Genomic DNA, 24,743 nt, shown 5'->3' with positions numbered 1-24,743 from the left:
ACCGTTCACCGACTCCGATCGGGAGCCCCCGATGCCCAACGCCCTGCCCGCGCCCGCCCAGGCGCCGCCCGGCCCCGCCGTCCCGGCCGCCCGGCACCGCCCGCGCGCCCTGCTCGCGATGCACCGCGACCTGGCCGCGAAGCTGATCGACGACACCGCGATGGCCGCGCTGACCGCGGCCGCCGACCTCGACCCGGCGCTGATCGTCGACGACTTCACCGACCCCGGTGCCGCCGCCGCCCTCGCCGAGGCCGAGGTGATCGTCTCCAGCTGGGGCTGCCCGCCGCTGGACGAGGCCGTGCTCGCCGCCGCGCCCCGGCTGCGCGCCGTGGTCCACGCCGCCGGGTCGGTCAAGCACCACATCACCGACGCCTGCTGGCGGCGCGGCATCCAGGTCACCTCCGCCGCCTGGGCCAACGCGCTGCCGGTCGCCGAGTACACCCTCGCCGCGATCCTGTTCGCCAACAAGCCGGTGCTCCGGCTGGCCGCCGACTACCGCGGGCGCCGCGCCCAGCACGACTGGCAGGCCGCCTACGCGCGCACCGGCAACTACCGGCGCACCGTCGGCATCGTCGGCGCCTCCCGGATCGGCCGCCGGGTCCTGGAACTGCTCCGGCCGCACGACTTCGCGGTCCTGCTGCACGACCCGTACGTGGACGCCGCGGGCGCCGCCGAGCTCGGCGCCCGCGGCGTGGAGCTCGACGAGCTCTGCGCACTCAGCGACGTGGTGAGCGTGCACGCGCCCGAACTCCCGGCCACCCGCCACCTGATGGACGCCCGCCGGCTCGCCCTGATGCCCGACGGCGCCACCCTGGTCAACACCTCGCGCGGCTCGCTGATCGACCAGGACGCGCTCCTCGCCGAGCTGCGCACCGGCCGGCTGAACGCGGTGCTCGACGTCACCACCCCCGAGGTGCTGCCCGCCGACTCCCCGCTGTACGAGCTGCCGAACGTGCTGCTCACCCCGCACGTGGCGGGCTCGCTCGGCACCGAGCTGCACCGGATGGCCCAGGCCGCCGCCGACGAACTGGCCCGCTACGCCGCCGGGCTGCCGTTCGCCCACCCGGTGCTGGCCGACCAGATCGACCGCACAGCCTGATGTTGCGTCAGCTGGCCACCCGGAAGCCGATGTTGCCGCTGGAGCTGTCCGGGGTGTTGGAGCTGCGGGCGCCCAGCCGGTAGCGGTTGCAGTACGAGGCGTGGCACATGTGGGAGCCGCCGCGCATCACCCGGGAGGGGCCGTCCGGCGGTCCGACCGGGTCGGTCCGGGGCCCGGTCAGGTGGAAGTCGGCGCTGAACCGGTCGGCGCACCACTCCCACACGTTGCCCACCGGGTTGTACAGCCCGAAGCCGTTCGGCCGGTAGGAGCGCACCGGCGCCGTGCCGCGGTGCCGGCCGGTCTGCACGGTCGGGAAGACGCCCTGCCAGATGTTCAGCAACTCCCGTCCGCCCGGAGCCAGTTCATCGCCCCAGGGGTAGCGCTGCTGCTCCCGGCCGCCGCGCGCGGCGTACTCCCACTCGGCCTCGGTGGGCAGCCGGGTGCCCGACCAGGCGCAGTACGCCTGCGCGTCGTGCCAGGAGACGTGCACCACCGGGTGCTGCTGGCGGGCGGCGAAGTCGGACCCCGGCCCCTCCGGCGCCCGCCAGCTGGCCCCCGCCACCGCCCGCCACCACGGGGTGGCGGCCACCGGCGGGGAGACGGCGCGCAGCCGGTCGGTCAGGAACCCCTCGAAGACGAAGCTGGACCCGAAGCGCTCCGCCTCCGTCAGGTACCCGGTCTCCCGGGCGAAGGACGCGAACTCGGCGTTGCTGACCGCGGTCGGTGCGACCGAGAACCCGGAGACCGTCACCGGCCGCACCGGGCCCTCCCCGTCCGCCGCGATGCCGTCCGGGTCCTCGGCGCCCATCAGGAACGTGCCGCCGGGCAGCGCGATCAGCTGCCGGGCGGCGCGCAGCGCCGCCGCCGAGGGCGGGGCGGCGACGGGCAGCGGCAGCCCGAGCTCGACGGGCTCACGTCCGGGGGTGCAGCAGGACAGCATCGCGGGGGCCTTTCGGGCGGGGCGGGTCAGGAGGTCCGGTCGGCGGCCAGCTGCGCCGCCAGGGCCGGGACGCCGAGCGCCTGCTCGTCCGCCGGACTCGCCTGGTACAGCCTGTTGGTGAGCTGGTACGGGTCGGCCACCAGGTCGTAGTACTCGCGGAAGGCCACCGCCCCGGTGCCGGCCGGCCGGCCGTCGGCGTCGGTGTGGAGCTTGTAGTACTCGGTGTACTGCTTGGTCCTGCTCAGGTACGAGGACCAGGTGTGCGGGCTCTTCGCCTGGTGCACGCCCTGCTCCCACCACTCCACCAGCAGGTGGTCGCGGCTGTACGGGCCGAGCAGCGAGTGGCCGTCCAGCGACCAGTTCGGGGTGATCCCGGCGGCCTCCAGGACGGTCGGCGCGATGTCGATGTTGGCGACGATCCGGTTGTCGGTGGTGCCGGAGCCGAGCCCGCCGGCCGGCCAGGAGAGGTAGAACGGCACCTCCACCGACGGCAGGTAGGGCACCGACTTCTTCAGCCAGCCGTGGTCGGCCCAGGTGTAGCCGTTGTCGCCCAGGTAGATCACCAGGGTGTTGTCCAACTGGCCGAGCGCCGCCAGCTTGTCGTGGAACGCCTGCACCGCGTCGTCCACCGACAGCAGGGTGCGCAGCTGGCGGGTGCGCAGCGCCTGCGCGTCGGCCAGGGTGGCGCCGGCGTCCCGGATCCACTCGGGCTTGTCGCTGCGGTCCGCCTCGGGCACCGAGGGGCGGCCGTTCCAGGCCGGGACGGCGGTGTCGGCGTACTTCGGCTCCGGGGTGTTGGGCTCGTGCGAGGCCTTCGGCGCGACGAACGCGAACCACGGGCGGCTGTCGGTGGCGGCCTTGTCCAGGAAGGCCAGGGTGCGGTTCCTGATGACCGTGGTGGAGTACCCGGCGATGGTGCGGACGGTGCCGTTGTCGTTGTACGTCCCGTCGTTGTAGACGACCGGGTCCTCCAGCAGCCACTCCTCGAAGTGCGGCGGGTTGTCGGCCACGTTCCAGGCGTTGAGGTACTTGCCGAACAGGCCGGTCCGGTAGCCCGCCTGCTTCAACGCCCGCTGCAGGGTGGCGCTCTGGTCGAGGTTGTACGGGTGGCCGTTGTCCAGCACCCCGTGGTTGTGCGCGTAGCGCCCGCTGAAGATCGAGGACCGGGACGGGGCGCACAGCGGGGTGGTGACGTGCCCGTCGGTGAAGCGGACGCCGTTCCCGGTCAGCCAGGCGACGGTGTTGGGCGTGGCCCACTCGGTGTGCTTGGGCTGGTCGTCGGTCAGGATCACCAGGACGTTCGGGCGGGTCGCGGCCGCGGCGGCGGGTGCGGCGGCGATCGAGGCCGCCGCGGGGACGGCGGTCGCGGCCGCCACGGCGGCGGCGCCGGCCAGGAATCCCCGGCGGCCGAGCTGCGGTTCGTCGTTCCGGCTCATGGAAGCCCTTTCATGGAGGGGAAGACGGGGAACGGAAGACACGGACCTCTCTCGGCGGTGGAGTCACGCCGAGGGGCTCGGACAGAGCGCGCCGTGCAGTCGACCGAAGTCGACGTGCCGGCGCGCGGTGAGATGCGCTGCTGCCGCCATGGCAGGGAACCTAGGGCCGGTCCGGAGGGCTCCGGAAGCGGCCGGCGCCAATCAACGCACGGATTTCACGGTGCTGTTGCAATGTTGCGCGAACCCGCCGGTTTCACCCGTCCCACAGGATGGAACGCCCGCGCACGCTGCGCGGACGTCAGGGCAGGATCGCCGGAGCCCCCACGCCCACCCGGAAGGACGCCCCCGTGACCGTCGTCGAGGTCCCCGGTTCCAAGTCGGTCACCGCCCGCGCGCTGTTCCTCGCCGCGGCCGCCGAGGGCACCACCACCCTGCTGCGACCGCTCGCCTCGGACGACACCGAGGGCTTCGCCGAGGGGCTGCTGAAGCTCGGGTACCGGGTCGAGCGCGAGGAGCGCGAGTGGCGGATCGAGGGCCGCCCGCAGGGGCCGGCCGGCGACGCCGAGGTGTACTGCCGGGACGGCGCCACCACCGCCCGATTCCTGCCGGTGCTCGCCGCCGCCGGCCGGGGCAGCTACCGCTTCGACGCCTCCGCGCAGATGCGCCGCCGCCCGCTCGGCCCGCTCACCGCCGCCCTGCGCGACCTCGGCGTGCGCCTGCACCACGAGGAGCAGGAGGGCCACCACCCGCTGCGGATCGACGCCGACGGCGTCGCCGGCGGCGAGGTCACCCTGGACGCCGGCCTGTCCTCCCAGTACCTGACCGCGCTGCTGCTGCTCGGCCCGCTCACCCGCGACGGCCTGCGGATCACCGTCACCGACCTGGTGTCCGCGCCGTACGTGGAGATCACCCTGGCCATGATGCGCAGCTTCGGCGCCGCCGTGGAGCGCGACGGCAACGTCTTCACCGTCCCGGCGGGCGGCTACCGGGCCGCCGCGTACCCGGTCGAGCCGGACGCCTCCACCGCCTCCTACTTCTTCGCCGCGGCCGCCGTCACCGGCCGCGAGGTCACCGTGCCCGGTCTCGGGCGGGGCGCGCTCCAGGGCGACCTGCGCTTCGTCGAGGTGCTGGAGCGGCTCGGCGCCCGGGTGTCGGTGGAGGCCGACCGGGTCACCGTCGCCGGGCCGGCGGGCGGGATGCTCTCCGGCGGCACCGTCAACATGCGCGACATCTCCGACACCATGCCGACGCTCGCCGCGATCGCCCCCTTCGCGGCCGGGCCGATCCGGATCGTCGACGTCTACAACACCCGGATCAAGGAGTGCGACCGGCTCGACGCCTGCGCGCAGAACCTGCGCCGGCTCGGCGTCGACGTCGCCACCGGCCGCGACTGGATCGAGATCCGTCCCGGCAACCCGGCCCCCGCCGAGATCGCCACCCACGGCGACCACCGCATCGTGATGTCCTTCGCGGTCACCGGCCTGCGCACGCCGGGCATCACCTTCGACGACCCCGGCTGCGTCCGCAAGACCTTCCCCGACTTCCACCAGGCCTTCGCCGCCTGGGCCGCGACCGAGGACTAGGCCTTCGCGGCGGTTTCGGCGGCCGCTTCGGCGGCTTCCGGGGTGGCCCCGGGTGTGGGGCGGGTGCGGGTGAACAGTCGGGTGCCGAGCCGGTCCAGGCCGACCACGGCGGCGGCCAGCAGGACGAACTCCACCGTCAGCTGGCCGATCTGCCCGGCCACCCAGCCGTAGCCGTGCTCGGTCGGGTCGAGGAAGAAGTACGGGTACTTCAGCGGGAAGCCCGGGAAGAGGATCGCCCGGGCCTCGGTGACGACCGCGTACCCCAGCGGGAAGGCCAGCCACAGCGGCAGGTCGCGCCAGCGCGAGGCGTTGCGCGGCTTCAGCACCAGCCAGTCGGCCAGCACCAGCAGCGGCGTGGTGTAGTGCAGGAAGAAGCTCGACCAGCTCTGCAGCCGCTCCGGGCCGGAGACCAGGCCCGGCAGCGGGTTCTCCCCGTGGTTGAGCAGGACGTGCGCGACGATCCCGGTGATCGTGATGTACAGCACCGCCGCCCCGCGCAGCCGCGGCGCGGGAGCGTCCGCGGTCGAGCGCCTGACCATCCAGTACGCGGTGCCGAGGAAGTAGCCGAGCACGATGACGTTGCTCTGGATGGTGAAGTAGACGAGCGAGCTGTTGCTCAGGACCAGTCCGAGGAAGGCCGAGAGCGCGATGGCCAGCCGCCACCAGAGTGCAGGACGGGTCCAGACGTTCATGCGCCGCACTCTACCCACCGGTAGCCAACTGCCGGAAGCACCTGCCGGTCACCCCGACGTCACCCGGAGTCCATCACGGCCGCACGAAACCCGAGCGGTACGCGACGATCACCGCCTGGGTGCGGTCGCGGGCGCCGAGCTTCGCCAGCACCGAGGCGACGTGCGACTTCACCGTCTGCGCGCCGATCAGCAGCCGCTCGGCGATCTCCAGGTTGCTGAAGCCCGCGGCCATCAGCCGCAGCACCTCCCGCTCGCGCTCGGTGAGCCGGGCGATCCGGCGGTCCGGGTCGGCGCCCCCGCTCCGGCCCGCCCCGCCCCCGTCCGCCACGCTGCCGCGCACCGCCGGCGGGAAGAGCAGCGACTCGCCGTGCGCCGCCAGCCGGACCGCGTGCACCATCTCCTCCGGGCGGGCCCGCTTCAGCAGGAAGCCCGCCGCGCCCGCGCGCAGCGCCCGGTGGACGTGGTCGTCGTGCTCGAAGGTGGTCACCACCAGGATCCGCGGCGGCGGGTCGAGCGCGGCCGTCAGCTGCTCGGTCGCCCGGATCCCGTCGACCCGGGGCATCCGGACGTCCATCAGCACCACGTCGGGCCGCAACTCCCGCACCAGTGGCACCACTTCGTCCCCGCTCGCGGCCTCGCCGACCACCGTCAGGTCCGGCTCGGCCTCCAGCACCACCCGCAGGCCGGTGCGCACCAGCCGCTCGTCGTCCGCCACGACGATCCGGATCATCCGGCGTCCCCGGTCGGCAGGACCGCCGCGAGCCGCCAGCCGGTGCCGTCGGCGTCCGGACCGGCGGTGAACTCCCCGCGCAGCGCCGCCGCCCGCTCCGCCAGCCCGCGCAGCCCCCGGCCCCCGCCGGGCCGGCTGGTCCGGCCGGCGCCCAGTGGATTGGTCAGCTCCAACTCCAGCCTCTCGCACCGTCGTTCGATCCGCAGCTCGGCCTCCCCGGATCCCGCGTGCCGCAGCACGTTGCTCAGCCCTTCCTGCGCGATCCGGTAGGCCTCCCGGGAGAGCTCCGGCGCCAGCGCGTCCAGGCCGGGGCCGGTTCGGGCCCGTACCCGCAGGCCGGCCAGGCCGACCTGCCGCAGCAGCAGCTCCAGCCCGCCCCCGCCGAGCACCGGGCCGACCCCGCCGCCGTCCTGCTCCTCGCGCAACAGGCCGAGCACGGCGTCGAGTTCGCCGACCGCGTCGCGTGCGGTCCGTTCGATCGCGGCCAGCGCCTCGGCGGCGAAGGCCGGATCGCGTTCCAGCACCCGGCCCGCCGCCGCGGCCTGGATCGCCACCGCGCTCAGCGCGTGTCCGATGGAGTCGTGCAACTCACCGGCCAGCCGGTTGCGTTGGGCGAGGACCAGGGTGCGCCGTTCGGCCTCGGCGATCCGCTCGGCGGGCGTCGGCCCGAGCAGGGGCGGCGCGCAGCGGGCCAGCAGCGCGCCGGCCCCGGCACTGGTCAGCACCACCAGGGCGGTGAGCGCCGCCGCGAGCAGCGCCGGGGCGGGCGGCTGCGGCCCGAACCACAGCCGCAGCCGTCCGTCGTCCGGCCGGACCAGCAGGGCCACCACCGCCGGCGGGGCGGCCAGCGACATGCCCGCCACCACCCCGCCCAGGCCCAGGTGCAGGACGAACCACAGGGCGGTCCTTCGGCGGGCCTCCCAGGAGCGGTCCACCGTCGTGGCGAGCTCTCCGCCGGCGCCCGCGCACAGCGCCCGGGCCGCCGCCGACTCCAGCACCCGCACCACCGGCACCAGCGCGGTGACCGCGGCGGCCGGCAGCGCCAGCGGCAGCGCGGCGAGGTCGAGCAGCACCGCGTGCCGCGGCCCGTCGCCCGGGACCAGCGGGGTGAGCACCACCAGGGCGAGCATCCAGTACGGCATCAGCAGTGCGCCGCCGAGCACCAGGTGGACCCACCGCAGGGCGGCCCGCCGTCCGATCAGTGCGCTCATCGCGCTGACTCTACGTCAGCCGTCCCGGACGCGCGTTCGACCAGGGCCAGGGTGCCGACCACCAGGAGCAGCAGCCCGGCGGCGACCTGCGCCGCCCCGGCCAGCAGGGCCGCGGCGGGCAGGGCGTGGGCGGCGTCGCCGGCGCCACCGAGGACCGTGGCGAGGAAGGTCCAGCCGCCCCAGCAGAACAGCCCGCCGCCCGCGGTCCACGCGGCCACCAGCAGCGGGAGCACCCGCCCGCCCGGCCGCAGCCGGAACACCAGTGCCAGGTGCGAGCCCGCCGCGCCCGCGGCTGCCAGGGCCAGCACGCCCGACATGATCCGCCCGCCCCGGCCGAGGTCGGCCGCCGCCGTCGAGGACAGTGCCAGGTCGGAGCCGCCCAGCCAGGCGAGGTGCAGCACCAGGGCGGGCAGGGCCAGCAGGGTGCCGGCCGCGGCCAGGCTCCGCTGCAGCGGCAGGGTCGCCGTCCCCGGCATCCCGCCGACCCGCCCGCCGAGCAGGGCCGCCCAGCGCTCCCGCCCGTACAGCGCGAACCCGGCCGTCAACGCGACCGCCTGCACCGCGAACCCGCCGTAGACCAGCGCGTACACCCACGGGGCCAGCCAGTCCGCGCCCGGCCGGGCCGGCTCGGCGCCCAGCACCGCGGCCGCGCCGGTGTTCAGGACCAGCGCGACCATCAGCGGGCCGAGCAGGCCGGTCGCCACCCACATCGGGAACGCCACCAGCCCGCCCGGCATCCGGCGCCCCCACGGCCGGACGAAGGCGAGGGCCAGCGCCACCGCCGCCGCGTCCAGGCCGAAGGTCAGCAGGTTCAGCCACCACAGCGCGGTGGCCCCGGTGGGCGTGGAGCCCGTGATGCCGACCGTGCTCCCGCACAGCCACAGCAGCTTCAGGGCGAGGTACGGCGCGGTGGCCGCGACGGCGGCCGCGCACAGGCCGCGCCGCAGCGGGCCGGAGGGGGTGAGGTCCATGCGGACGACTCTGCCGCCGGCCCGGTCCGCGGCGCCTCCGTCCCGGTCACGATCCGCCTCCCCCGTGCGGGGGAGCCCCCGGGTCCCGGCGGGCTCAGAAGATCAGGCGGGGCTGTTCGTGGGTGTGGGACTCGATGCCGGTGGCGGCCCGGTCGACCAGGGCGTGGGCGAGCTGGGAGCAGGCGCGGGCGGCGGCCAGTTCCTCGCCGATGACGGAGTCGGGGCTGTCGTCGGGGCTGCGGCGGGCGGTCCCGGTGCCCTGCACACCGGGGGCGCTGAAGCCGCTGAGTGAAGCGGTGCAGGTGGTGCGGGTGTCGTCCTCTTCGAAGTTCAGGTCGACGATCCAGTGGTTGTGCATCACCGGTCACCTTCCTCTCGCGAAGCGTCGTCAGCCCCAGAATCCGCCCGCCGGGGGCGCATCGCAAGGCCGGGACGACCGGCCGCCCCAGGGCCTTGTTACCGGCCGGTCACCTCTCTATCATCGCCAGTGTGACAGCTTCACTGTCAAAGACGGAGGACGGGGCGATGGGGCCGCTGGCCGGAGTGCGCGTACTGGAACTCGCCGGGATCGGCCCCGGGCCGTTCGCCGCCATGCTGCTGGCCGACCTGGGCGCGGACGTGGTCCGGGTCGACCGCCCCGGACCGCCCGCGATCGGGCCGGACCCGGCGTTCGACCTCACCAACCGCAACAAGCGCTCGGTGCGGGTCGACCTGAAGGCGCCGGACGGACCGGGCCTGGTGCTGGGCCTGGCGGCGCGCGCCGACCTGCTGGTCGAGGGCTACCGGCCGGGCGTCGCGGAGCGCCTGGGCGTCGGCCCCGAGGCCTGCCTGGCCCGCAACCCGGCGCTGGTGTACGGCCGGATGACCGGCTGGGGCCAGGACGGCCCGCTCGCCGCCCGGGCCGGCCACGACATCGGCTACCTGGCGACGTCCGGCATCCTCGGCCTGATCGGCCCGGCCGACGGGCCCCCGGCGATCCCGGCGAACCTGCTCGGCGACTACGCCGGCGGCTCGCTGTACCTGGTGGTCGGACTGCTCGCCGCCCTGCAGCACGCCCGGCGGACCGGCGAGGGACAGGTGGTGGACGCCGCGATCGTGGACGGCGCGGCACACCTCGGCGCGATCCTGTGGGGCCTGCTGGGCGCCGGCCAGTGGCATGACCGGCGCGGCGTGAACCTGCTGGACGGCGGCGCCCCGTTCTACGGCACCTACCGGGCGGCGGACGGCGGCTACCTGGCGGTCGGCGCGCTGGAGCCGCAGTTCTGGGCCGAGTTCGCCGCGCTGCTGGAGCTCGGCGAGGACGCGCCCGGGCAGTGGGACACGGAGCGCTGGCCCGAGCTGCGGGCCCGGATCGCGGACCGCTTCGCGAGCCGGACGCAGGCCGAGTGGACGGCCGTGTTCGAGGGCTCGGACGCCTGCGTGGCACCGGTCCTGACGCTCCGGCAGGCCGCCGCCCACCCGCACCTGGCGGCCCGCGGCACCTACACCGACCACGAAGGACTCACCCAACCCGCCCCGGCCCCGCGCTTCTCCGCCACCCCGACCGCGCTGCGCCGCCCGCCGGCGCAGCCGGGCGAGCACACGGCCGAGGTGTTCGCGGACTGGGCCGTCGAAGCGCCGTGACCTCCCCCTGCGGGACCGACGAAAGGCAACCGTTGTGCAACGCGAGCTGTACGAGCCGGAGCACGAGGCGTTCCGGGAGACCGTGAAGGCGTTCCTGGCGAAGGAGGTGCTGCCGCACCACGACCGCTGGGAGAAGGCGGGCATCGTCGACCGGGAGGCGTGGCTGGCGGCCGGCCGGGCGGGGCTGCTGGGCACCGCCGTCCCCGAGGAGTTCGGCGGCGGCGGGGTGCCGGACTTCCGGTACGCGTCGGTGCTGGCCGAGGAGTTCGTCCGGGCGGGCGCCAGCGGACTGGCGATCGGCCTGCACAACGACATCATCGGCCCGTACCTGACCTCGCTCGGCACCGAGGAGCAGAAGCGTCGCTGGCTGCCGGGGTTCTGCTCGGGCGAGCTGATCACGGCGATCGCGATGACCGAGCCGGGCGCCGGCTCCGACCTGCAGGGCATCCGGACCACCGCCACCGACGCGGGCGACCACTACGTGCTCAACGGCTCGAAGACCTTCATCTCCAACGGCATCCTGGCCGACCTGGTGGTGGTGGTCGCCCGGACCACTCCGGAGGGCGGCGCGCACGGCCTGAGCCTGCTGGTGGTGGAGCGCGGCACGGCGGGCTTCGAGCGCGGCCGCAACCTGGACAAGATCGGCCAGAAGGCGCAGGACACCGCCGAGCTGTTCTTCCACGACGTGCGCGTCCCCAAGGAGAACCTGCTCGGCGAGGAGAACGGCGCCTTCTACGCCCTGATGCGCAACCTCGCCCAGGAGCGCCTGGCCATCGCGGTGGCCGCGATCGCGGGCGCCGAGCACCTGCTGGAGCTGACCACGGAGTACGTGAAGCAGCGCACCGCCTTCGGCAAGCCGCTCGCCAAGCTGCAGCACGTGCGCTTCGAGATCGCCGAGCTGGCGACCGAGTGCGCGGTCACCCGCACCTTCGTGGACCGCTGCGTCACCGAGCACAACCGGTACGCCCTCACCCCCGTCGACGCCTCGATGGCGAAGTGGTGGGCGACCGAGCTGCAGAAGCGCGCCGCCGACCGCTGCCTGCAGCTGCACGGCGGGTACGGCTACATGAGCGAATATCCGGTCGCCAAGGCCTTCACCGACGGCCGGATCCAGACCATCTACGGCGGCACCACCGAGATCATGAAAGAGATCGTCGGCCGCTCCCTCCTCGGCTGACCGACCACCCCCGGGCCAACCCCGAAAGGTATGCACCCCATGACGACCGAAGCGTACGTCTACGACGCGATCCGCACCCCACGCGGTCGCGGCAAGGCCAGCGGCTCGCTGCACGGGACCAAGCCGATCGACCTGGTGGTCGGCCTGATCCACGAGATCCGGCGCCGCTTCCCGTCGCTGGACCCGGCGGCGATCGACGACATCGTGCTCGGTGTGGTCTCGCCGATCGGGGACCAGGGCTCGGACATCGCCCGGGTGGCGGCGATCGCCGCCGGGCTGCCGGACAGCGTGGCCGGCGTGCAGGAGAACCGCTTCTGCGCCTCGGGCCTGGAGGCGGTCAACCTGGCCGCGGCGAAGGTCCGTTCGGGCTGGGAGGACCTGATCCTGGCCGGCGGCGTGGAGTCGATGTCCCGGGTCCGGATGGGTTCGGACGGCGGCGCCTGGTTCGCCGACCCGATGACCGCGTACGAGACCGGCTTCATCCCGCAGGGCGTCGGCGCCGACCTGATCGCCACCATCGAGGGCTTCAGCCGGACCGACGTGGACGCCTTCGCCGCCGAGTCGCAGGCGCGCGCGGCCAAGGCCCAGGCCGACGGCCTGTTCGACCGCTCGGTGGTGCCGGTGCGCGACCGCAGCGGCCTGGTGGTGCTGGAGCGCGACGAGTTCATCCGCCCGGGCACCACGGTGGAGACGCTGGCCGGCCTCAAGCCCTCCTTCGCGGGGATCGGCGAGGCCGGCGGCTTCGACGCCGTGGCGCTGCAGAAGTACCACTGGGTGGAGTCGATCGACCACGTCCACCACGCGGGCAACTCCTCCGGCATCGTGGACGGCGCGGCGCTGGTCGCCATCGGCTCGAAGGAGGTCGGCGAGCGGTACGGGCTGACCCCGCGCGCCCGGATCGTCTCGGCGGCGGTCTCCGGCTCCGAGCCGACCATCATGCTGACCGGCCCGGCGCCGGCCACCCGCAAGGCGCTCGCCAAGGCGGGCCTGACCGCCGCCGACATCGACCTGGTCGAGATCAACGAGGCGTTCGCCGCGGTCGCCCTGCGCTTCGTCCGCGAGATGGGCTTCCGCGCCGACCAGGTGAACGTCAACGGCGGCGCGATCGCGCTCGGCCACCCGCTGGGCGCGACCGGCGCGATGCTGATCGGCACCCTGATCGACGAGCTGGAGCGCCGCGACCTGCGCTACGGCCTGGCCACCCTCTGCGTGGGCGGCGGCATGGGCATCGCCACCGTCATCGAGCGCATCTGAGACCCGGGAGACCTACCACCATGACCGACGTGACCGACGCAGCCGCCATCCGCTGGGAGCAGGACCAGGACGGTGTGGTCACCCTCGTCCTCGACGACCCGGCCCAGTCCGCGAACACCATGAACGCCGCCTTCACCGACGCCCTGGAGGCGACGGTCGAGCGGCTGAAGGCCACCGAGAACCTGCGCGGTGTGATCATCACCTCCGCGAAGAAGACCTTCTTCGCCGGCGGCGACCTGAAGCTGATCTCCGCCGCCCGCCCCGAGGACGCCGAGCAGGTGTTCGCCAACTCGATGCGGATCAAGCGCGCGCTGCGCACCCTGGAGACCCTCGGCCGGCCGGTGGTCGCCGCGATCAACGGCGCCGCGCTCGGCGGCGGCCTGGAGATCGCCCTCGCCTGCCACCACCGGATCGCGCTGGACGCCCCCGGCTCGAAGATCGGCCTGCCCGAGGTCACCCTCGGCCTGCTGCCCGGCGGCGGCGGCGTGGTCCGCACGGTGCGCCTGATGGGCATCACCGACGCCCTGCTCAAGGTGCTGCTGCAAGGCCGCCAGTACCGCCCCGCGCAGGCGCTGGAGAACGGCCTGGTGCACGAGCTGGCCGCCGACCGCGAGGAGATGCTGGCCAAGGCCCGCGCCTTCGTGGACGCCAACCCGGAGGCCGTCCAGCCCTGGGACGTCAAGGGGTACAGGATCCCCGGCGGTACGCCCTCGTCGCCGGCGTTCGCCGCCAACCTGCCCGCCTTCCCGGCGAACCTGCGCAAGCAGCTGGCCGGCGCGCCGTACCCGGCGCCGCGCAACATCCTGGCGGCTGCGGTCGAGTCCACCCAGGTGGACGTCGACACCGCGATGGTGATCGAGGCCCGCTACTTCACCGAGCTCGCCTGCGGCCAGACCTCGAAGAACATGATCCAGGCCTTCTTCTTCGACATGCAGGCGGTCAACTCCGGCGCCGGCCGTCCGAAGGACGTCCTGGCCCGGACGGTGCAGAAGGTCGCCGTGCTCGGCGCCGGCATGATGGGCGCCGGCATCGCCCACTCCTGCGCCAAGGCCGGCATCCAGGTGTTCCTCAAGGACGTCACGCCGGAGGCCGCCGAGCGCGGCAAGGCCTACTCGGCCGGCCTGCTGGACAAGCTGGTGGCCCGCGGCCGGATGACCCCGGAGGCCCGCGAGGAGTTCCTGGCCCGGATCACCCCGACCGCCGAGGCCGCCGACCTGGCGGGCTGCGACGCGGTGATCGAGGCGGTGTTCGAGAACCCCGAGCTGAAGCACAAGGTGTTCCAGGAGGTCCAGGGCGTGGTCGCCCCGGACGCGCTGCTCTGCTCCAACACCTCCACGCTGCCGATCGGCCTGCTGGCGGAGGGCGTCGACCGCCCGGCGGACTTCATCGGCCTGCACTTCTTCTCGCCGGTGGACAAGATGCCGCTGGTCGAGATCATCGTCGGCCCGCAGACCGGCCGGGAGGCGCTGGCCCGCGCCTTCGACCTGGTCCGGCAGATCGCCAAGACGCCGATCGTGGTGAACGACTCCCGGGGCTTCTTCACCTCCCGGGTGATCGGCCAGTTCATCAACGAGGGCGTGGCCATGATCGGCGAGGGCCTCGACCCGGTCTCGGTCGAGCAGGCGGCCGCCCAGGCCGGCTACCCGGCCAAGGTGCTCTCGCTGCTGGACGAGCTGACCCTGACCCTGCCCCGCAAGATCCGCAACGAGTCGAAGCTCGCGGTCGAGGCGGCCGGCGGCACCTGGCGGACCCACCCCGGCGAGGTGGTGATGGACCGGATGCTGGACGAGTTCGACCGTCCCGGCCGCAGCGGCGGCGCCGGCTTCTACGAGTACCAGGACGGCCGCCGCACCCGGCTCTGGCCGGGCCTGCGCGAGCACTTCGCGGTGCCCGGCAAGGAGATCCCGTTCGAGGACATGAAGGAGCGGATGCTCTTCGCCGAGGCGCTGGACTCCGTCCGCTGCCTGGACGAGAACGTCCTCACCTCGGTCGCCGACGCCAACGTCGGCTCCGTCCTCGGCATCGGCTTCCCGGCCTGGACCGGCGGCGTGCTCCAGTACATCAACGGCTACGACGGCGGGCTGCCGGGCTTCGTCGCCCGCGCCCGGGAGCTGGCGGCCGCGTACGGCGAGCGCTTCGAGCCGCCGGCGACGCTGGTGCGGATGGCCGAGGAGGGCGCGACCTTCCGGGACTGACGCCCGGAGCGGGCCGCCCGGTCACTCCGGCCGGGCGGCCAGCTCCTCGGCGAGCGAGCGCTGGAAGGCGGTCACCAGGGCCTGCACCACCATCGGCTGGATCCGGTCGGTGAGCGCCTTCATCCGCTCCAGCTCCTCCGGCGCGGGGGAGCTCTCCCGGTACGGCTTCCACACCGTCTCGCGGAACAGCCGGTGCAGGTCGTGCGCGGTGGCCTGGCTGTGCAGCCGCACCACCGCGCGGGCCGCGACCAGGGTCTCCAGCGGGATCGGCACGTCCAGCACCTGGACTCCGAGCGGCAGCAGCCCCGGCTCGATCTTGAAGACGTCCGGGTCCGCGGTGCGGTGCAGCGCGCCCATCGCGGCCAGGTTGTCCAGGTCGGCATCGGACAGCGTGCGCCCGGTGCGGCGCTCCAGCTGCTCCCGGGTGGCCTCCTCGGCGCTCTCCGGGGTCCAGGAGGCGACCAGGGCGCGGTGGATCGCCAGGTCGAGGGAGTTGATGTCGGCCGGGAGCTGGGCCAGGTAGCGCTCGATCGCGGCGAGGGTGAGGCCCTGGCGCTGCAGCTCCTCGATCAGCTCCAGCCGGCCCAGGTGCTCGGGGCCGTAGAGGCCGACCCGGCGGGGGCCGAGCTCGGGCGGGGGGAGCAGGCCCTTGGTGGCGTAGAAGCGCAGCGTCCGCACGGTCACCCCGGCCCGGGCGGCCAGTTCGTCGACGGTCAGCCGGGTCGCCGCCTCGTTCAAATGCCCAACTCCCCGTGCCCGGACCTTGGTGAAGCCTTGGTGCAGCAGTCTTGCTGTGACAGCGCCAGTGTGACACCGTCGCAGTGCGGCAGTCCACTCCCAGACCGGCCGTCCCGGACCGGGGAGAGCGCCCGGGACGGCCGCCTGGGCGGCCGGGTCAGAGCGGCAGCAGTTCCGCGTGGTGCCGCCGGGTCACCTCGGGGTGGGCGCGCAGGTAGCCCTTGAGCTCGTTGCGGCCGAACTCGGCGTACAGCGGGTTGGCCGGGTCGGCGGTGGCGCCGGGCGCGTGGTGGGCGTGCGGGAAGTCCAGCGGCTCGATGTGCGCGTCCAGGCGCGGGTTGTAGAAGAACGGCACCGAGAAGCGCTCGCGGGCCCCGGGCGGGCTGATCACCCGGTGGCTGGTGGCCTTCAGGTAGCCGTCGGTGGCGACCTCCAGCAGCTCGCCCAGGTTGACCACGAAGGCGCCCTCCATCGGCGGCACGTCCAGGAACGAGCCGTCCGGGCGGGCCACCTGCAGACCGCCCACGGTGTCCTGCAGCAGCAGGGTGATGAAGCCGTAGTCCTTGTGGGTGCCCACGCCCTGCCCCGCGCCGTCCGGCGCGGTGCCCGGGTAGCGGACCAGCTTCAGCCGCAGGTGCGGGTGCCCGGCGAAGGCGTCGTCGTAGAAGTCCGGATCGGCGCCGATCGAGGCCAGCAGCTCGTGCAGCAGCCGGTCGGCGACCGCGCTCAGCCGGTCGATCCAGTTCAGCGCGGCGGTGCGCAGCTCGGGCAGCGCCGCGGGCCACTGGTTGGGGCCCTCCAGCCACCAGTACGGGGGCTCGCCGGGGCCGGGGACGTGCGGCGGCCGCTCGGCGCCGATGTCCAGCTGGTCGCGCCAGTCCTGGCTGCCGCCGGTGCGCTCGTCGCCGGTCCGGGTGTAGCCGCGGAAGTGCGGTGAGTTCAGGTTGCTCACCGCCAGCCGGTCGGCCTCGGGGAGCTCGAAGAAGGCGCGCATCGCGTCGGTGAGGGCGGTGGTCTCCGCCCGGGTGACGCCGTGGCCGGTCAGCTGGAAGAAGCCGACGTCGGTGGCGGCGGCCCGCAGGGCGTCGTGCAGGCGGGTCCGGTCCTCGGGGGCGCCGTCGGCGAGCGACAGGTCGATCACGGGGAGGCCGGTGGAACGGGACTGCTGCGTCATGGGTGACATCCGCGAAGGTCGGTGCCCCGGCGGAGCCCGGCGGTCGCCGGGGTCGCTGCCGCAGCCGCCGCCGGGTCGGGCGGTCGGGCGGAGCCGGAAGCAGGGTGTGTGCCCACAGGAGAGGGGCGGGGAAGGGGAGGAACGAGGTCAGCCGGAGCGTCGACAGGACATGCTCGTGACGCGGAGCAGGTCCACGTGGCGACGGCTGACGAGTATGAGCACGTGACCAGAGTAGAGGACCGTCCCGGGGGCGGGCGAACACCCGTGCGGCCGCCCCGGTCACCGGGCGAGCGCCCGGGCGGCCGGGTCCCGCAGCTCGGCCCCGCGGACCTTGCCGCCGGCCGTCGGCGGGAAGCCCGGCACCACCCGCAGGTGCCGGGGCGTCTCGCAGTGCGCCGGCCGGCCCCGGCAGAACGCGGCCGACTCCGCGACGCCCGGTGCGGCGGCCGGTGCGGCGGCCGGGTCGCGGAGCACCGCGAAGGCGCGGACCTCCTCGCCGGGGCGTTCGTCCGGCACCCCGACGACCGGCCCGTCCGCGGTCGCCGGGTGGGTGGGCAGGAACTCCTCGACCTCCCGCGGGTGGACGTTCGCGCCGCGGCGGATGATCACGTCCTTGATCCGGCCGACCACCGCCGGGCAGCCGTCGGAGCGCATCACCGCCAGGTCGTCGTCGCGCCTGGTCACGGTGGACACCGGCGCCGTCCCGGTCATCCCGTACGCGATCGCCGCCTCCGGCACGCGCAGCTCGGTCCGGACCGGCTTCATCACCTCCACCGGGCAGTTCGCCGCCCGGACGGCGACCCGGTCGCCCGGCCGCACCCCGGGCGCCCGCAGGCCGCGGGCCGGCCGGTCCACGTCGGCGGCCGGCGCTGACCAGGGCCGGCGCCGCCCGGTCTCCACGTCGACCAGCGGCTCCCGGTCGGGGAGGGCCGGGGCGGTGCGGTCCGGCCGGGCGCCGATCGTCCCGGCCGGTGGCGCGGGCTCGTCGCCGCCGTGCTCCTCGGACAGCTGCTGCTCGGCCACCGCCACCGCCTCCACTCGGATCCGCGTCGCGCCCGACCAGGCTTGGACAAGCGCGACGGATCGTCAAGAGTGCGTGCCCGGAGGGGTGTCGGCCTTCGCGTGCGGGAACGGACAGCCACCCGGACGGCCGTCCTCGAAGGTGCCCAGCTCACTGATCTCGTAGCCGTTCGGGTAGCCGCGCACCTGCCGCCCGTCCCGGGCCAGGCTGGGCCGGCGGCGCGGCGGCAGCAGCCGCACGAACCGCCCGCGCAGCCGCATCCCCGCGCGCACCGCGAGGCGCAGCGCCGCGGGCGGGCGCGGGTAGCCGAACGCCTCCCGCAGCGGGTCGTCCAGCAGGCACAGCGAGGCGTACCGCATCGCCGCGCCGAGCGGCCGCGGGTACCAGCTCGCGGTCAGGTCCAGGGTGGCGTCCGAGACGTCCCGCCCGCCCCGGTCGAAGGCGAAGTGGGCCCGCTCGTAGCCGTCCAGCAACCGCTCGAACTCCTGGTACGTCTCCGGGACGTCGCGCAGGCCCATCCGGCGCCCGAGCTCCCGGTAGTAGTTGACCGAGGCCCTCACCTCGACGGGGGAGTACGGGCGCCAGCCGAACTCGTCCAGCCAGCGCTTGGGCACCACCACGAAGGTGGACAGCACGTAGACGAAGTCCTCGTTCGAGATCTCGTACCGGCGGTGCATCCGGTTCATCCGGCGCACCGCCTCCCGGCCCTGCTCGGAGTCGAAGCCGTGCTCGACCACCGCCTCCAGGATCAGCACCGTGTCGTCGTACCGCTTCTGGGTGCGCGCGGTGAACTCGCCGGTCTCCGCCAGCAGTCGGCCGATCGACGGCACCGCGTAGGTGCGGTACAGCGCGAAGCCGAGCGCCTGCGTGGTGTCCCACGGGAACTCGTACTGGCTGCTGATCCGGTAGATCTCGGTGTACTCGGTCTCCGGATCGAGCTGCCGGATCCGCTCCAGGTGCCGGACCGTCACAACGCCCCCTCGGCTGCGCGCGGCCGACCCGGACGGACGGCCGCAGCGACTGTACCGGCGCCGGGGCGGCGCAGGTCAACGGGGCGTCAGCCGGCCACTGCTGCCGCCACGGACCGCCCGGCACCGCGCCGCGGCTCCCCGTCGCCGCCGGCGCCCGGCCCTGTACGCCGCCGGCGCCCGGCCCTGTACGCCGGCCGCGGCCGCGACTGGCGAAGGCGGACCACCACCGGGGAACGGCCGTGACACCGACGCGAGCACCGACCGCCTGGGCGCCTCCGTCAGCGACCCACCGCCGAGGAGGCCCGGCCCGTGAATCCCCGTCCACCACCCTGCCGCTGCGCCACGGCACCGATCCGCACCAGCGCGCGTCCCACGCCGTCCCGGTCGCCGAGGACCGGATGCCGATCCGGGTGCTGAACGGCGAACCCTCGTACATCGACCTGCTGGACGCCCTCAACGCCTGGCAGCTCCTCCGGGAGGCCGCCCGCACCCTCGGCCGGCCCGCCGCCGCGTCCTTCCCACACGTCTCACCCGCCGGCGCCCGCGCCGCCGCCCTCACCGTCCCCGCCGGCGAGCTCACCGCCGCCGACCGCCGCGCCTGGCTCGCCCGGCTCACCGGCGTCGCGCCTCTTCCAGCACTGAGCGACCCGCTGTCACCGGCCACTGGGACGATCACCTCCGGTCGACCGGAGAGGAACGAGGACATGCTGGAGGACAGGGCGCGGCGGCTCGCCGCGAAGATCCTGGCGCACGCACCCGAGGGGTGGACGGGCGCGGTGCTGACGTCCACCGCGAACGAGGGCAGCATCGACTGCTCCGGCGGCTACCACCTGCCCGGCGCGGCCTTCCCGAAGCCCGTGCCGAACAGCTTCGACGAGCTGCGCCTGCTCGCCGCGGAGGTGCGCGGGGCCCGCGGTTGGCAGGCGGTCTGCCTGGAGATCGCCTGCCGGCCCTCCGGCGAGTACCGCCTGACCGTCTGCGAGGCCACGCTCACCACCCTGACCGGCCGAGACGGCGGCGCGCTGCTCGTGCTGGACCCCGACGGCCGGCCGCCGCAGCCCGGCGCGGCCCAGGAAGGCGGCACGGCCGCCCCCTCGGGCGACCCGGAGCAGGCCGTCGCCCGCCTCCGGGACTTCGTGCGGCAGCGCGCCGAACTCCTCGACGAGCCGGTCGAGCTGCCGCCACCGGCCGGCGAGGCCGCCGTCGCGGAGACCGAGCGCCGGATCGGCGCGACGCTGCCCGCCGACCTCCGCGCGCTCTACCGGCTCGCCGACGGCGACGGCGGCCGGTACCTCTTCGACACCTACGGCTGGATGCCGGTGGCGAGCCTGCCGGAGGCCCACCGGTGGGTCCGCGAACCGGCCTGGTTCGGCTGGGAGCTCGGCCGGCGCACCGTGGTGTTCGACGCGGACCCCGCCGACACCGTACGGCGCTGCGGCGGGCACCCCGGCTGGATCCCGTTCGCCACCGGCGAGGACGGCAACTACCTCGCCGTCGACCTCGCCCCCGCCCGCGACGGCCGCCCCGGCCAGGTCATCCGGGTGGGCCGCGACTTCGACGGCGGCCCCGAGTACGTCGCCGAGTCGCTGACCGCCCTGCTCGGCGAACAGCTGGAGCTGATGGCCGTCGGCGCCTACGAGGTCGACGACGACTTCCTCGACCTGCGCCTGCCGCCGCGCCCCCGCGGCCCCCGGCAGCTGGTCGGCCGGACGCCGGACCGGGTACTGCCCACCCACCAGGCCGTCCACCTCAACGACGCCCCCTCCCCGGTGGACCTGCGCCCCGTGACCGCGGCACGCGCCCTGCGCCGGCTCCACCTCAACCGGTGCTCCACCACCGACCTCGCCCCGCTCCGCGAGCTGCCCGTCGAGGACCTGCGCGTCCACCTGACCGGCGGCGACCTCGCCCCGCTCGCCGGGCACCCGCACCTGGCGGCCCTGGCGCTCGGCTCCGCCGTCCCGGTCGACCTCGCCCCGCTGCGCGCCGTCCCGCACCTGCACGCCCTCGACCTGGCCGCCGCCCTCGTCCCGCACCTCGGCGTCCTCGCCGACCTGCCCGGCCTGCGCCACCTCGCGCTCGACCGGACGCAGTGGGCCGAACTGATCGACGGCGGACGGGTGCCCGGCACCCTCGCCGCCGCCCGGCTCGTCGGCCGGGACGTCACCCTGGACGAGGCACTGGCCTGGGCCGCGCGCCTCGGCCACGACGCCGCGCCGCTGCGGGTCACGGGCACCGCAGAGCCCGGCGGCCTCAGCGGTCCGCGGGGACGGTCAGCAGCAGGGCGGTGATGTTGTCCTCGCCGCCCGCGGCCAGCGCACGGCCCACCAGGCCGCGGGCGGAAGCGAGTTGATCGGCGGCACGGTTGCGGGGGAGGGCGGCGCGCAGGTCGTCCGGGTGCGGGAGGTGGCGCCACAGGCCGTCGGTGCACAGCAGCAGCCGGCCCGGGACCGACGGGCGCAAGCTCGCCACCGCCGCCTCGGGCGGCTCGGCACCGGCACCCAACCAGGCGGTCAGCGCGTCGAGTTCGCCGGTGTCTTCCTCGGTGAGCACCCTGCCGGGGCCGTGCTCGGGCAGCCAGTACGCGCGGCTGTCGCCGACGCCCGCGCACCAGAGGCCGGCCGGCCCGGTGATGCCCGCGAGATAGGTGCAGGCGGGTGCGTTGTCGGCGGTGCCGCCGGGGGCCAGCGCGGCGACCGCGCGGGCCGCCCGGGCGGCGGACTCGGCGAGCGCGGTCTCCGGGAGCGCGCCCTCCCGCAGCAGGGCGGCCAGCGCCGCCGCCCCGGTCTCGGCCGCGACCTGGGCCGCCCGGTCGGCGCGCGGCGCCATCGACACCCCGTCGCAGACCACCCCGACCGACCACGGGCCGACGGCGGTCAGCGCGAAGGCGTCCGCGTTGGTCGCCTTCCGCAGCCCCCGGTCGGCGACCGCGGCGGAGCCGCGCCCGTCCGCCGCCTCCAGCCGCGCCCGGAAGGCGGGTTGGGCCGCCCCGCAGTTCCAGCACCGGCCGTCGGGGGCGACCGTCCCTCCACACACCGCGCAGTTCGGAGTCCCTGTCCTCATCGGCACCCATCCTGGCAGAACGCGCCACCGGCCGGTCCGCCATGATGGCGCCATGGACCCGATCGTCGGCATGGACCTCACCGGCTTCACCCAGCTCGAGCCCGGGGTGTGGACCGACGGGCGGGGCGTGGTCCTCTCCGTCCACTCCTTCGACCTGGTCCCGGACCTGCCCGCCCCGCTCGACCGGATCGAGCGGCTGCAGGACGGGCTGGCCCGGTTCGCCGCGGCGGCGGTGGTTCGGCCGCCGGGGCTGACGCGTGGTCACCCCGCGGCGGTCGGGGCGCGGTCGGCCGCCGTCCGGGCGGCCCGTTCGACCCGGGCGCGGTGGGTGGCCCAGCGCTCCCGGTCGCCCGGCGGGAGGTTGCTGTCGCGTTCGCGCAGCCCGGCCGCGCCGTCGATCAGCTCCCGCACCACGTCGGCGTGCCCGGCGTGCCGCCCGGTCTCGGCGACCATGTGCAACAGCGCCTGCTGCAAGGTGAGTTCGGAGTAAGGCTCGAACGGGACGCGGCCGACCGCGTCGAGCGCCAGGGCGTCGATCACCGCGTCGGCGTGCGCCCAGGCCGTCCGGTAGCCGTCGACGATCAGCTCGCGGCTCTCCTCCGGGGTGGCCCAGAAGTCCGCGTCCGGTTCTGCGTCGCCGGTGATCCAGAGCGGCGGCGCGTCGAACGGCCGCCCGAAGGTGGCGCCGAAGTACAGCGCCTCCGCGCCGGTCAGGTGCTTGACCAGGCCGAGCAGGTTGGTGCCGGTCGGGGTCATCGGCCGCCGGAGGTCGTACTCGGACAGGCCGTCGAGTTTCCACAGGACCGCCCGGCGGGCGTCGCGCAGGTAGCGGTGCAGATCGGACTTCGGGTCGGGTGCCGAGGATCGGGTCATGCGGCGAGTCCGCCGTGCCCGCGCCGCCGGTCCACCTGGTTTTCCGGCCCGCCCGACCGGTCCGAATTCGTTTGCGGCACGGCCTCCACGGCTGCCTATGATGCGGACGTGCAGCGATATTAGAGGCAGTCCGCGCGCCCCCGAGGCGTGCCCGACCATCCGCGCGGTGAGTTCCCCCCGGATGGGACTGCCTCCGTCCTGCCTTCCTCCCGGTGATTCCCGTTCCCGTTCTCCCGGTCGGGCCCGCGTGCGGCGGCGGTCAGCCACCCTCTCCTTGCGACCCCGATGGGACCGACCATGACCGACATCCTCGACGCGTCCTCGCGCGAACTGACCGCGATCCTGGAGACCGCCCCCGACCTGCGCGAGGGCCCCGCGCTGGAGGAGGTGCTGCGGATCCTCGCCGAGCGCCGGACGATGGACCTGTCCGCGCTCGGCCCCGCCCGGCAGGCCGCGCTGATCCAGGACCGAGCGGCCCGCCTGCTGCCGGGCGCCGACCGGCTGACCGAGCTGCTGGAGTCCGCCCGCGCGGACGGGCGGCGGCTGATCGTGAAGTTCGGCATCGACCCGACCGCCGCCGACGTCCACCTGGGCCACGCGGTGCCGATGATCCTCGCCGGCCGGTTCCAACGGATGGGCCACCGGGTGGTGTTCATCGTCGGCGACATCACGGCGAGGATCGGCGACCCCTCCGGCCGCAGCGCCGACCGGCCCCCGCTGACGGACGAGGACGTCCGGCGCAACCTGGCCGCCTACCGGGAGCAGGTCACCCCGTTCTTCGACTTCGACCGCGCCGACTTCCGGTTCAACAGCGAGTGGCTGGCGCGGGTCGGGCTGCCGGAGTTCATCGGCGTGCTGGCGCGGCTGCCGCTCGCGGCGTCCCTGCAGCGCGAGGACTTCCGCACCCGGCTGGCGGCCGGCAGCGGGCTGACCATGGCGGAGCTGGTGTACTCGGTGGTGATGGCGCTCGACTCGGTCGAGATCGACGCCGACGTCGAACTCGGCGGCCTGGACCAGCTGCTGAACCTCCAGATGTGCCGCCGGGTGATGGAGAACGCGGGCCGGGAGCCCGAGGTGGTGATCGCCACCGGTCTGATCGAGGGCACCGACGGCACCGGCGCGAAGATGAGCAAGAGCAAGGGCAACTACGTCGGACTCTCCTCCGGCCCGCAGGACGTCTTCGGCCGGCTGATGTCCGCGGCCGACCGCCTGCTGCCGGACTACCTCCGCGCGCTCACCGAACTGCTGGACCCCGAGGTGGAGTTGCTGCTGGAGCTGGCCGAGCGGCGGCGGATCCACCCGATGGGCGTGAAGACCCTGCTGGCCTCCGACGTGACCGGCACCGTCCACGGACGGCAGGCCGCCGCCGGGGCCCGGGCGGCCTTCCGGGCCCGCTTCTCGACCCGGCGGTTCTCCGACCTGGCCGGCCTCCCGGCCGCCGCGGTCTCGGAACAGGCCGCGACCGGCCCCGCGGAGCTGCTGGCCGGTGTGACCGGTGCGGCCGGCAGCCGCAACCAGGTCCGCCGGGTGGCGGCCGGCGGCGGTCTGCGGCTGGTCGCCGAGTCCGCCGGCGGCGGGCAGCGGACGGCCGTCCTCGCGGAGGCCGACGCCGACCTGCCGCTGGCCGAACTCCTCGGCGCCCGGCCCGGGTTCGCTCCGACCGAGGGGCTGCGGGTGTTCCTGAAGTGCGGCCGCCGGCTGGTCGAGCTGGTCGGCTGACCCCGGCCGGTCAGGCGGAGCTCCACCCCGCGCGGTGCAGCCGCTCCACCCCGTCCAGCAGCAGGTCCAGCGCGAACTCGAACTCGAACTGGTCGTCGCAGCCCGGCCCCACCACCGAACCCCGGTCGTGCGGCCGGGCGGCGACCACCTCCGCGATGTGCGGGAACGCGGCGGCGAGCGCCGCGGCCTCCGCCCCGCGGCCGAGCCGGCGCTGAACTCCCTGAACACCGCTGACGGCGCAGGTCAGGACGGTGCCCCCGCCCTAAGCTGATCATG

The 24,743-nt window shown here is 74.9% G+C and carries 21 protein-coding genes and 1 pseudogene; 8 read left to right on the top strand and 14 right to left on the bottom strand.

What is annotated here, in order from left to right:
* The first annotated feature begins 118 nt into the window (after nucleotides 1-118).
* On the top strand, nucleotides 119-1,099 hold the full coding sequence (locus ABEB06_RS09410) for a hydroxyacid dehydrogenase (RefSeq protein WP_345701788.1): 981 nt from the start codon (nucleotides 119-121) through the stop codon (nucleotides 1,097-1,099).
* Nucleotides 1,100-1,106: 7 nt separating this feature from the next.
* Here ABEB06_RS09410 and ABEB06_RS09405 read toward each other — a convergent pair whose 3' ends face one another.
* Nucleotides 1,107-2,039, bottom strand: a complete 933-nt coding sequence (locus ABEB06_RS09405) for a formylglycine-generating enzyme family protein (RefSeq protein ID WP_345696358.1) — start codon at nucleotides 2,037-2,039, stop codon at nucleotides 1,107-1,109.
* Between the two features lie 26 nt (nucleotides 2,040-2,065).
* On the bottom strand, nucleotides 2,066-3,475 hold the full coding sequence (locus ABEB06_RS09400) for a sulfatase family protein (protein ID WP_345696357.1): 1,410 nt from the start codon (nucleotides 3,473-3,475) through the stop codon (nucleotides 2,066-2,068).
* 347 nt (nucleotides 3,476-3,822) lie between these two features.
* Here ABEB06_RS09400 and aroA point away from each other — a divergent pair, with 347 nt between their 5' ends.
* Nucleotides 3,823-5,058, top strand: coding sequence for a 3-phosphoshikimate 1-carboxyvinyltransferase (aroA, locus tag ABEB06_RS09395; protein WP_345696356.1), 1,236 nt, complete (start codon nucleotides 3,823-3,825; stop codon nucleotides 5,056-5,058).
* On the opposite strand, the gene ABEB06_RS09390 is transcribed toward aroA, so the two are convergent.
* The 5 genes from ABEB06_RS09390 to ABEB06_RS09370 all read right to left on the bottom strand — a co-directional run bounded on the left by ABEB06_RS09390 (nucleotide 5,055) and on the right by ABEB06_RS09370 (nucleotide 9,020).
* Nucleotides 5,055-5,750 carry a Pr6Pr family membrane protein gene (locus ABEB06_RS09390; protein ID WP_345696355.1) on the bottom strand — a complete coding sequence of 232 codons (696 nt, stop codon included), beginning with the start codon at nucleotides 5,748-5,750 and terminating at the stop codon, nucleotides 5,055-5,057. The genes aroA and ABEB06_RS09390 overlap by 4 nt on opposite strands.
* A gap of 73 nt (nucleotides 5,751-5,823) precedes the next feature.
* Nucleotides 5,824-6,480: a response regulator transcription factor gene (locus ABEB06_RS09385; protein WP_345696354.1), complete on the bottom strand. Its 657-nt coding sequence runs from the start codon at nucleotides 6,478-6,480 to the stop codon at nucleotides 5,824-5,826.
* Nucleotides 6,477-7,691 (bottom strand): sensor histidine kinase, encoded by a 1,215-nt coding sequence (locus ABEB06_RS09380; protein WP_345696353.1) that lies wholly within the window; start codon nucleotides 7,689-7,691, stop codon nucleotides 6,477-6,479. Before ABEB06_RS09380 ends, ABEB06_RS09385 begins: the two co-directional genes overlap by 4 nt.
* A complete protein-coding gene (locus tag ABEB06_RS09375; protein WP_345696352.1) occupies nucleotides 7,688-8,662 on the bottom strand; it encodes a hypothetical protein in 975 nt (324 codons plus the stop codon). Before ABEB06_RS09375 ends, ABEB06_RS09380 begins: the two co-directional genes overlap by 4 nt.
* Before the next feature lie 94 nt (nucleotides 8,663-8,756).
* Nucleotides 8,757-9,020: a DUF1876 domain-containing protein gene (locus ABEB06_RS09370; RefSeq protein ID WP_345696351.1), complete on the bottom strand. Its 264-nt coding sequence runs from the start codon at nucleotides 9,018-9,020 to the stop codon at nucleotides 8,757-8,759.
* Between the two features lie 167 nt (nucleotides 9,021-9,187).
* On the opposite strand from ABEB06_RS09370, the gene ABEB06_RS09365 reads away from it, so the two are divergent.
* The 4 genes from ABEB06_RS09365 to ABEB06_RS09350 are packed head-to-tail and all read left to right on the top strand — an operon-like array spanning nucleotide 9,188 to nucleotide 14,911.
* On the top strand, nucleotides 9,188-10,285 hold the full coding sequence (locus tag ABEB06_RS09365) for a CaiB/BaiF CoA transferase family protein (RefSeq protein ID WP_345701787.1): 1,098 nt from the start codon (nucleotides 9,188-9,190) through the stop codon (nucleotides 10,283-10,285).
* A 34-nt stretch (nucleotides 10,286-10,319) separates the two neighbouring features.
* Nucleotides 10,320-11,462, top strand: coding sequence for an acyl-CoA dehydrogenase family protein (locus ABEB06_RS09360; RefSeq protein WP_345696350.1), 1,143 nt, complete (start codon nucleotides 10,320-10,322; stop codon nucleotides 11,460-11,462).
* Between the two features lie 39 nt (nucleotides 11,463-11,501).
* Nucleotides 11,502-12,716 (top strand): acetyl-CoA C-acetyltransferase, encoded by a 1,215-nt coding sequence (locus tag ABEB06_RS09355; protein ID WP_345696349.1) that lies wholly within the window; start codon nucleotides 11,502-11,504, stop codon nucleotides 12,714-12,716.
* 29 nt (nucleotides 12,717-12,745) lie between these two features.
* Nucleotides 12,746-14,911, top strand: a complete 2,166-nt coding sequence (locus ABEB06_RS09350; protein ID WP_425559596.1) for a 3-hydroxyacyl-CoA dehydrogenase NAD-binding domain-containing protein — start codon at nucleotides 12,746-12,748, stop codon at nucleotides 14,909-14,911.
* 21 nt (nucleotides 14,912-14,932) lie between these two features.
* Here the strand turns inward: ABEB06_RS09350 and ABEB06_RS09345 are convergent, their stop codons facing one another.
* From ABEB06_RS09345 to ABEB06_RS09330, 4 genes are all read right to left on the bottom strand, one after another.
* Entirely contained in the window at nucleotides 14,933-15,649 is a 717-nt protein-coding gene (locus ABEB06_RS09345; protein WP_345696347.1) for a MerR family transcriptional regulator, read from the bottom strand.
* A 157-nt stretch (nucleotides 15,650-15,806) separates the two neighbouring features.
* A complete protein-coding gene (locus tag ABEB06_RS09340; RefSeq protein WP_345696346.1) occupies nucleotides 15,807-16,823 on the bottom strand; it encodes an isopenicillin N synthase family dioxygenase in 1,017 nt (338 codons plus the stop codon).
* A gap of 279 nt (nucleotides 16,824-17,102) precedes the next feature.
* Nucleotides 17,103-17,846 (bottom strand): AMP-binding enzyme, encoded by a 744-nt coding sequence (locus tag ABEB06_RS09335; RefSeq protein ID WP_345696345.1) that lies wholly within the window; start codon nucleotides 17,844-17,846, stop codon nucleotides 17,103-17,105.
* A 63-nt stretch (nucleotides 17,847-17,909) separates the two neighbouring features.
* Nucleotides 17,910-18,815 (bottom strand): oxygenase MpaB family protein, encoded by a 906-nt coding sequence (locus tag ABEB06_RS09330; protein ID WP_345696344.1) that lies wholly within the window; start codon nucleotides 18,813-18,815, stop codon nucleotides 17,910-17,912.
* A 239-nt stretch (nucleotides 18,816-19,054) separates the two neighbouring features.
* On the opposite strand from ABEB06_RS09330, the gene ABEB06_RS09325 reads away from it, so the two are divergent.
* The gene (locus ABEB06_RS09325) at nucleotides 19,055-21,103 is read left to right on the top strand and encodes an SMI1/KNR4 family protein (RefSeq protein WP_345696343.1); all 2,049 of its coding nucleotides are present in this window, start codon (nucleotides 19,055-19,057) and stop codon (nucleotides 21,101-21,103) included.
* Here ABEB06_RS09325 and ABEB06_RS09320 read toward each other — a convergent pair.
* Complete coding sequence (locus tag ABEB06_RS09320) at nucleotides 21,066-21,875, bottom strand: PP2C family protein-serine/threonine phosphatase (RefSeq protein ID WP_345696342.1); 810 nt, start codon at nucleotides 21,873-21,875, stop codon at nucleotides 21,066-21,068. The two genes, ABEB06_RS09325 and ABEB06_RS09320, sit on opposite strands and share 38 nt — an antisense overlap.
* Before the next feature lie 261 nt (nucleotides 21,876-22,136).
* Nucleotides 22,137-22,748 carry a DinB family protein gene (locus tag ABEB06_RS09315; protein ID WP_345696341.1) on the bottom strand — a complete coding sequence of 204 codons (612 nt, stop codon included), beginning with the start codon at nucleotides 22,746-22,748 and terminating at the stop codon, nucleotides 22,137-22,139.
* Nucleotides 22,749-23,045: 297 nt separating this feature from the next.
* On the opposite strand from ABEB06_RS09315, the gene tyrS reads away from it, so the two are divergent.
* On the top strand, nucleotides 23,046-24,467 hold the full coding sequence (tyrS, locus tag ABEB06_RS09310; protein WP_345696340.1) for a tyrosine--tRNA ligase: 1,422 nt from the start codon (nucleotides 23,046-23,048) through the stop codon (nucleotides 24,465-24,467).
* Nucleotides 24,468-24,477: 10 nt separating this feature from the next.
* Here the strand turns inward: tyrS and ABEB06_RS09305 are convergent.
* Nucleotides 24,478-24,645, bottom strand: a pseudogene (locus ABEB06_RS09305) (TetR/AcrR family transcriptional regulator); the annotation flags it as partial.
* Nucleotides 24,646-24,743 lie beyond the last annotated feature (98 nt).

This window comes from Kitasatospora terrestris, from assembly GCF_039542905.1.
Lineage (GTDB): Bacteria > Actinomycetota > Actinomycetes > Streptomycetales > Streptomycetaceae > Kitasatospora > Kitasatospora terrestris.
Note: the sequence above shows the minus strand (reverse complement) of the source record. Positions and strands in the feature narration are given on the sequence as shown.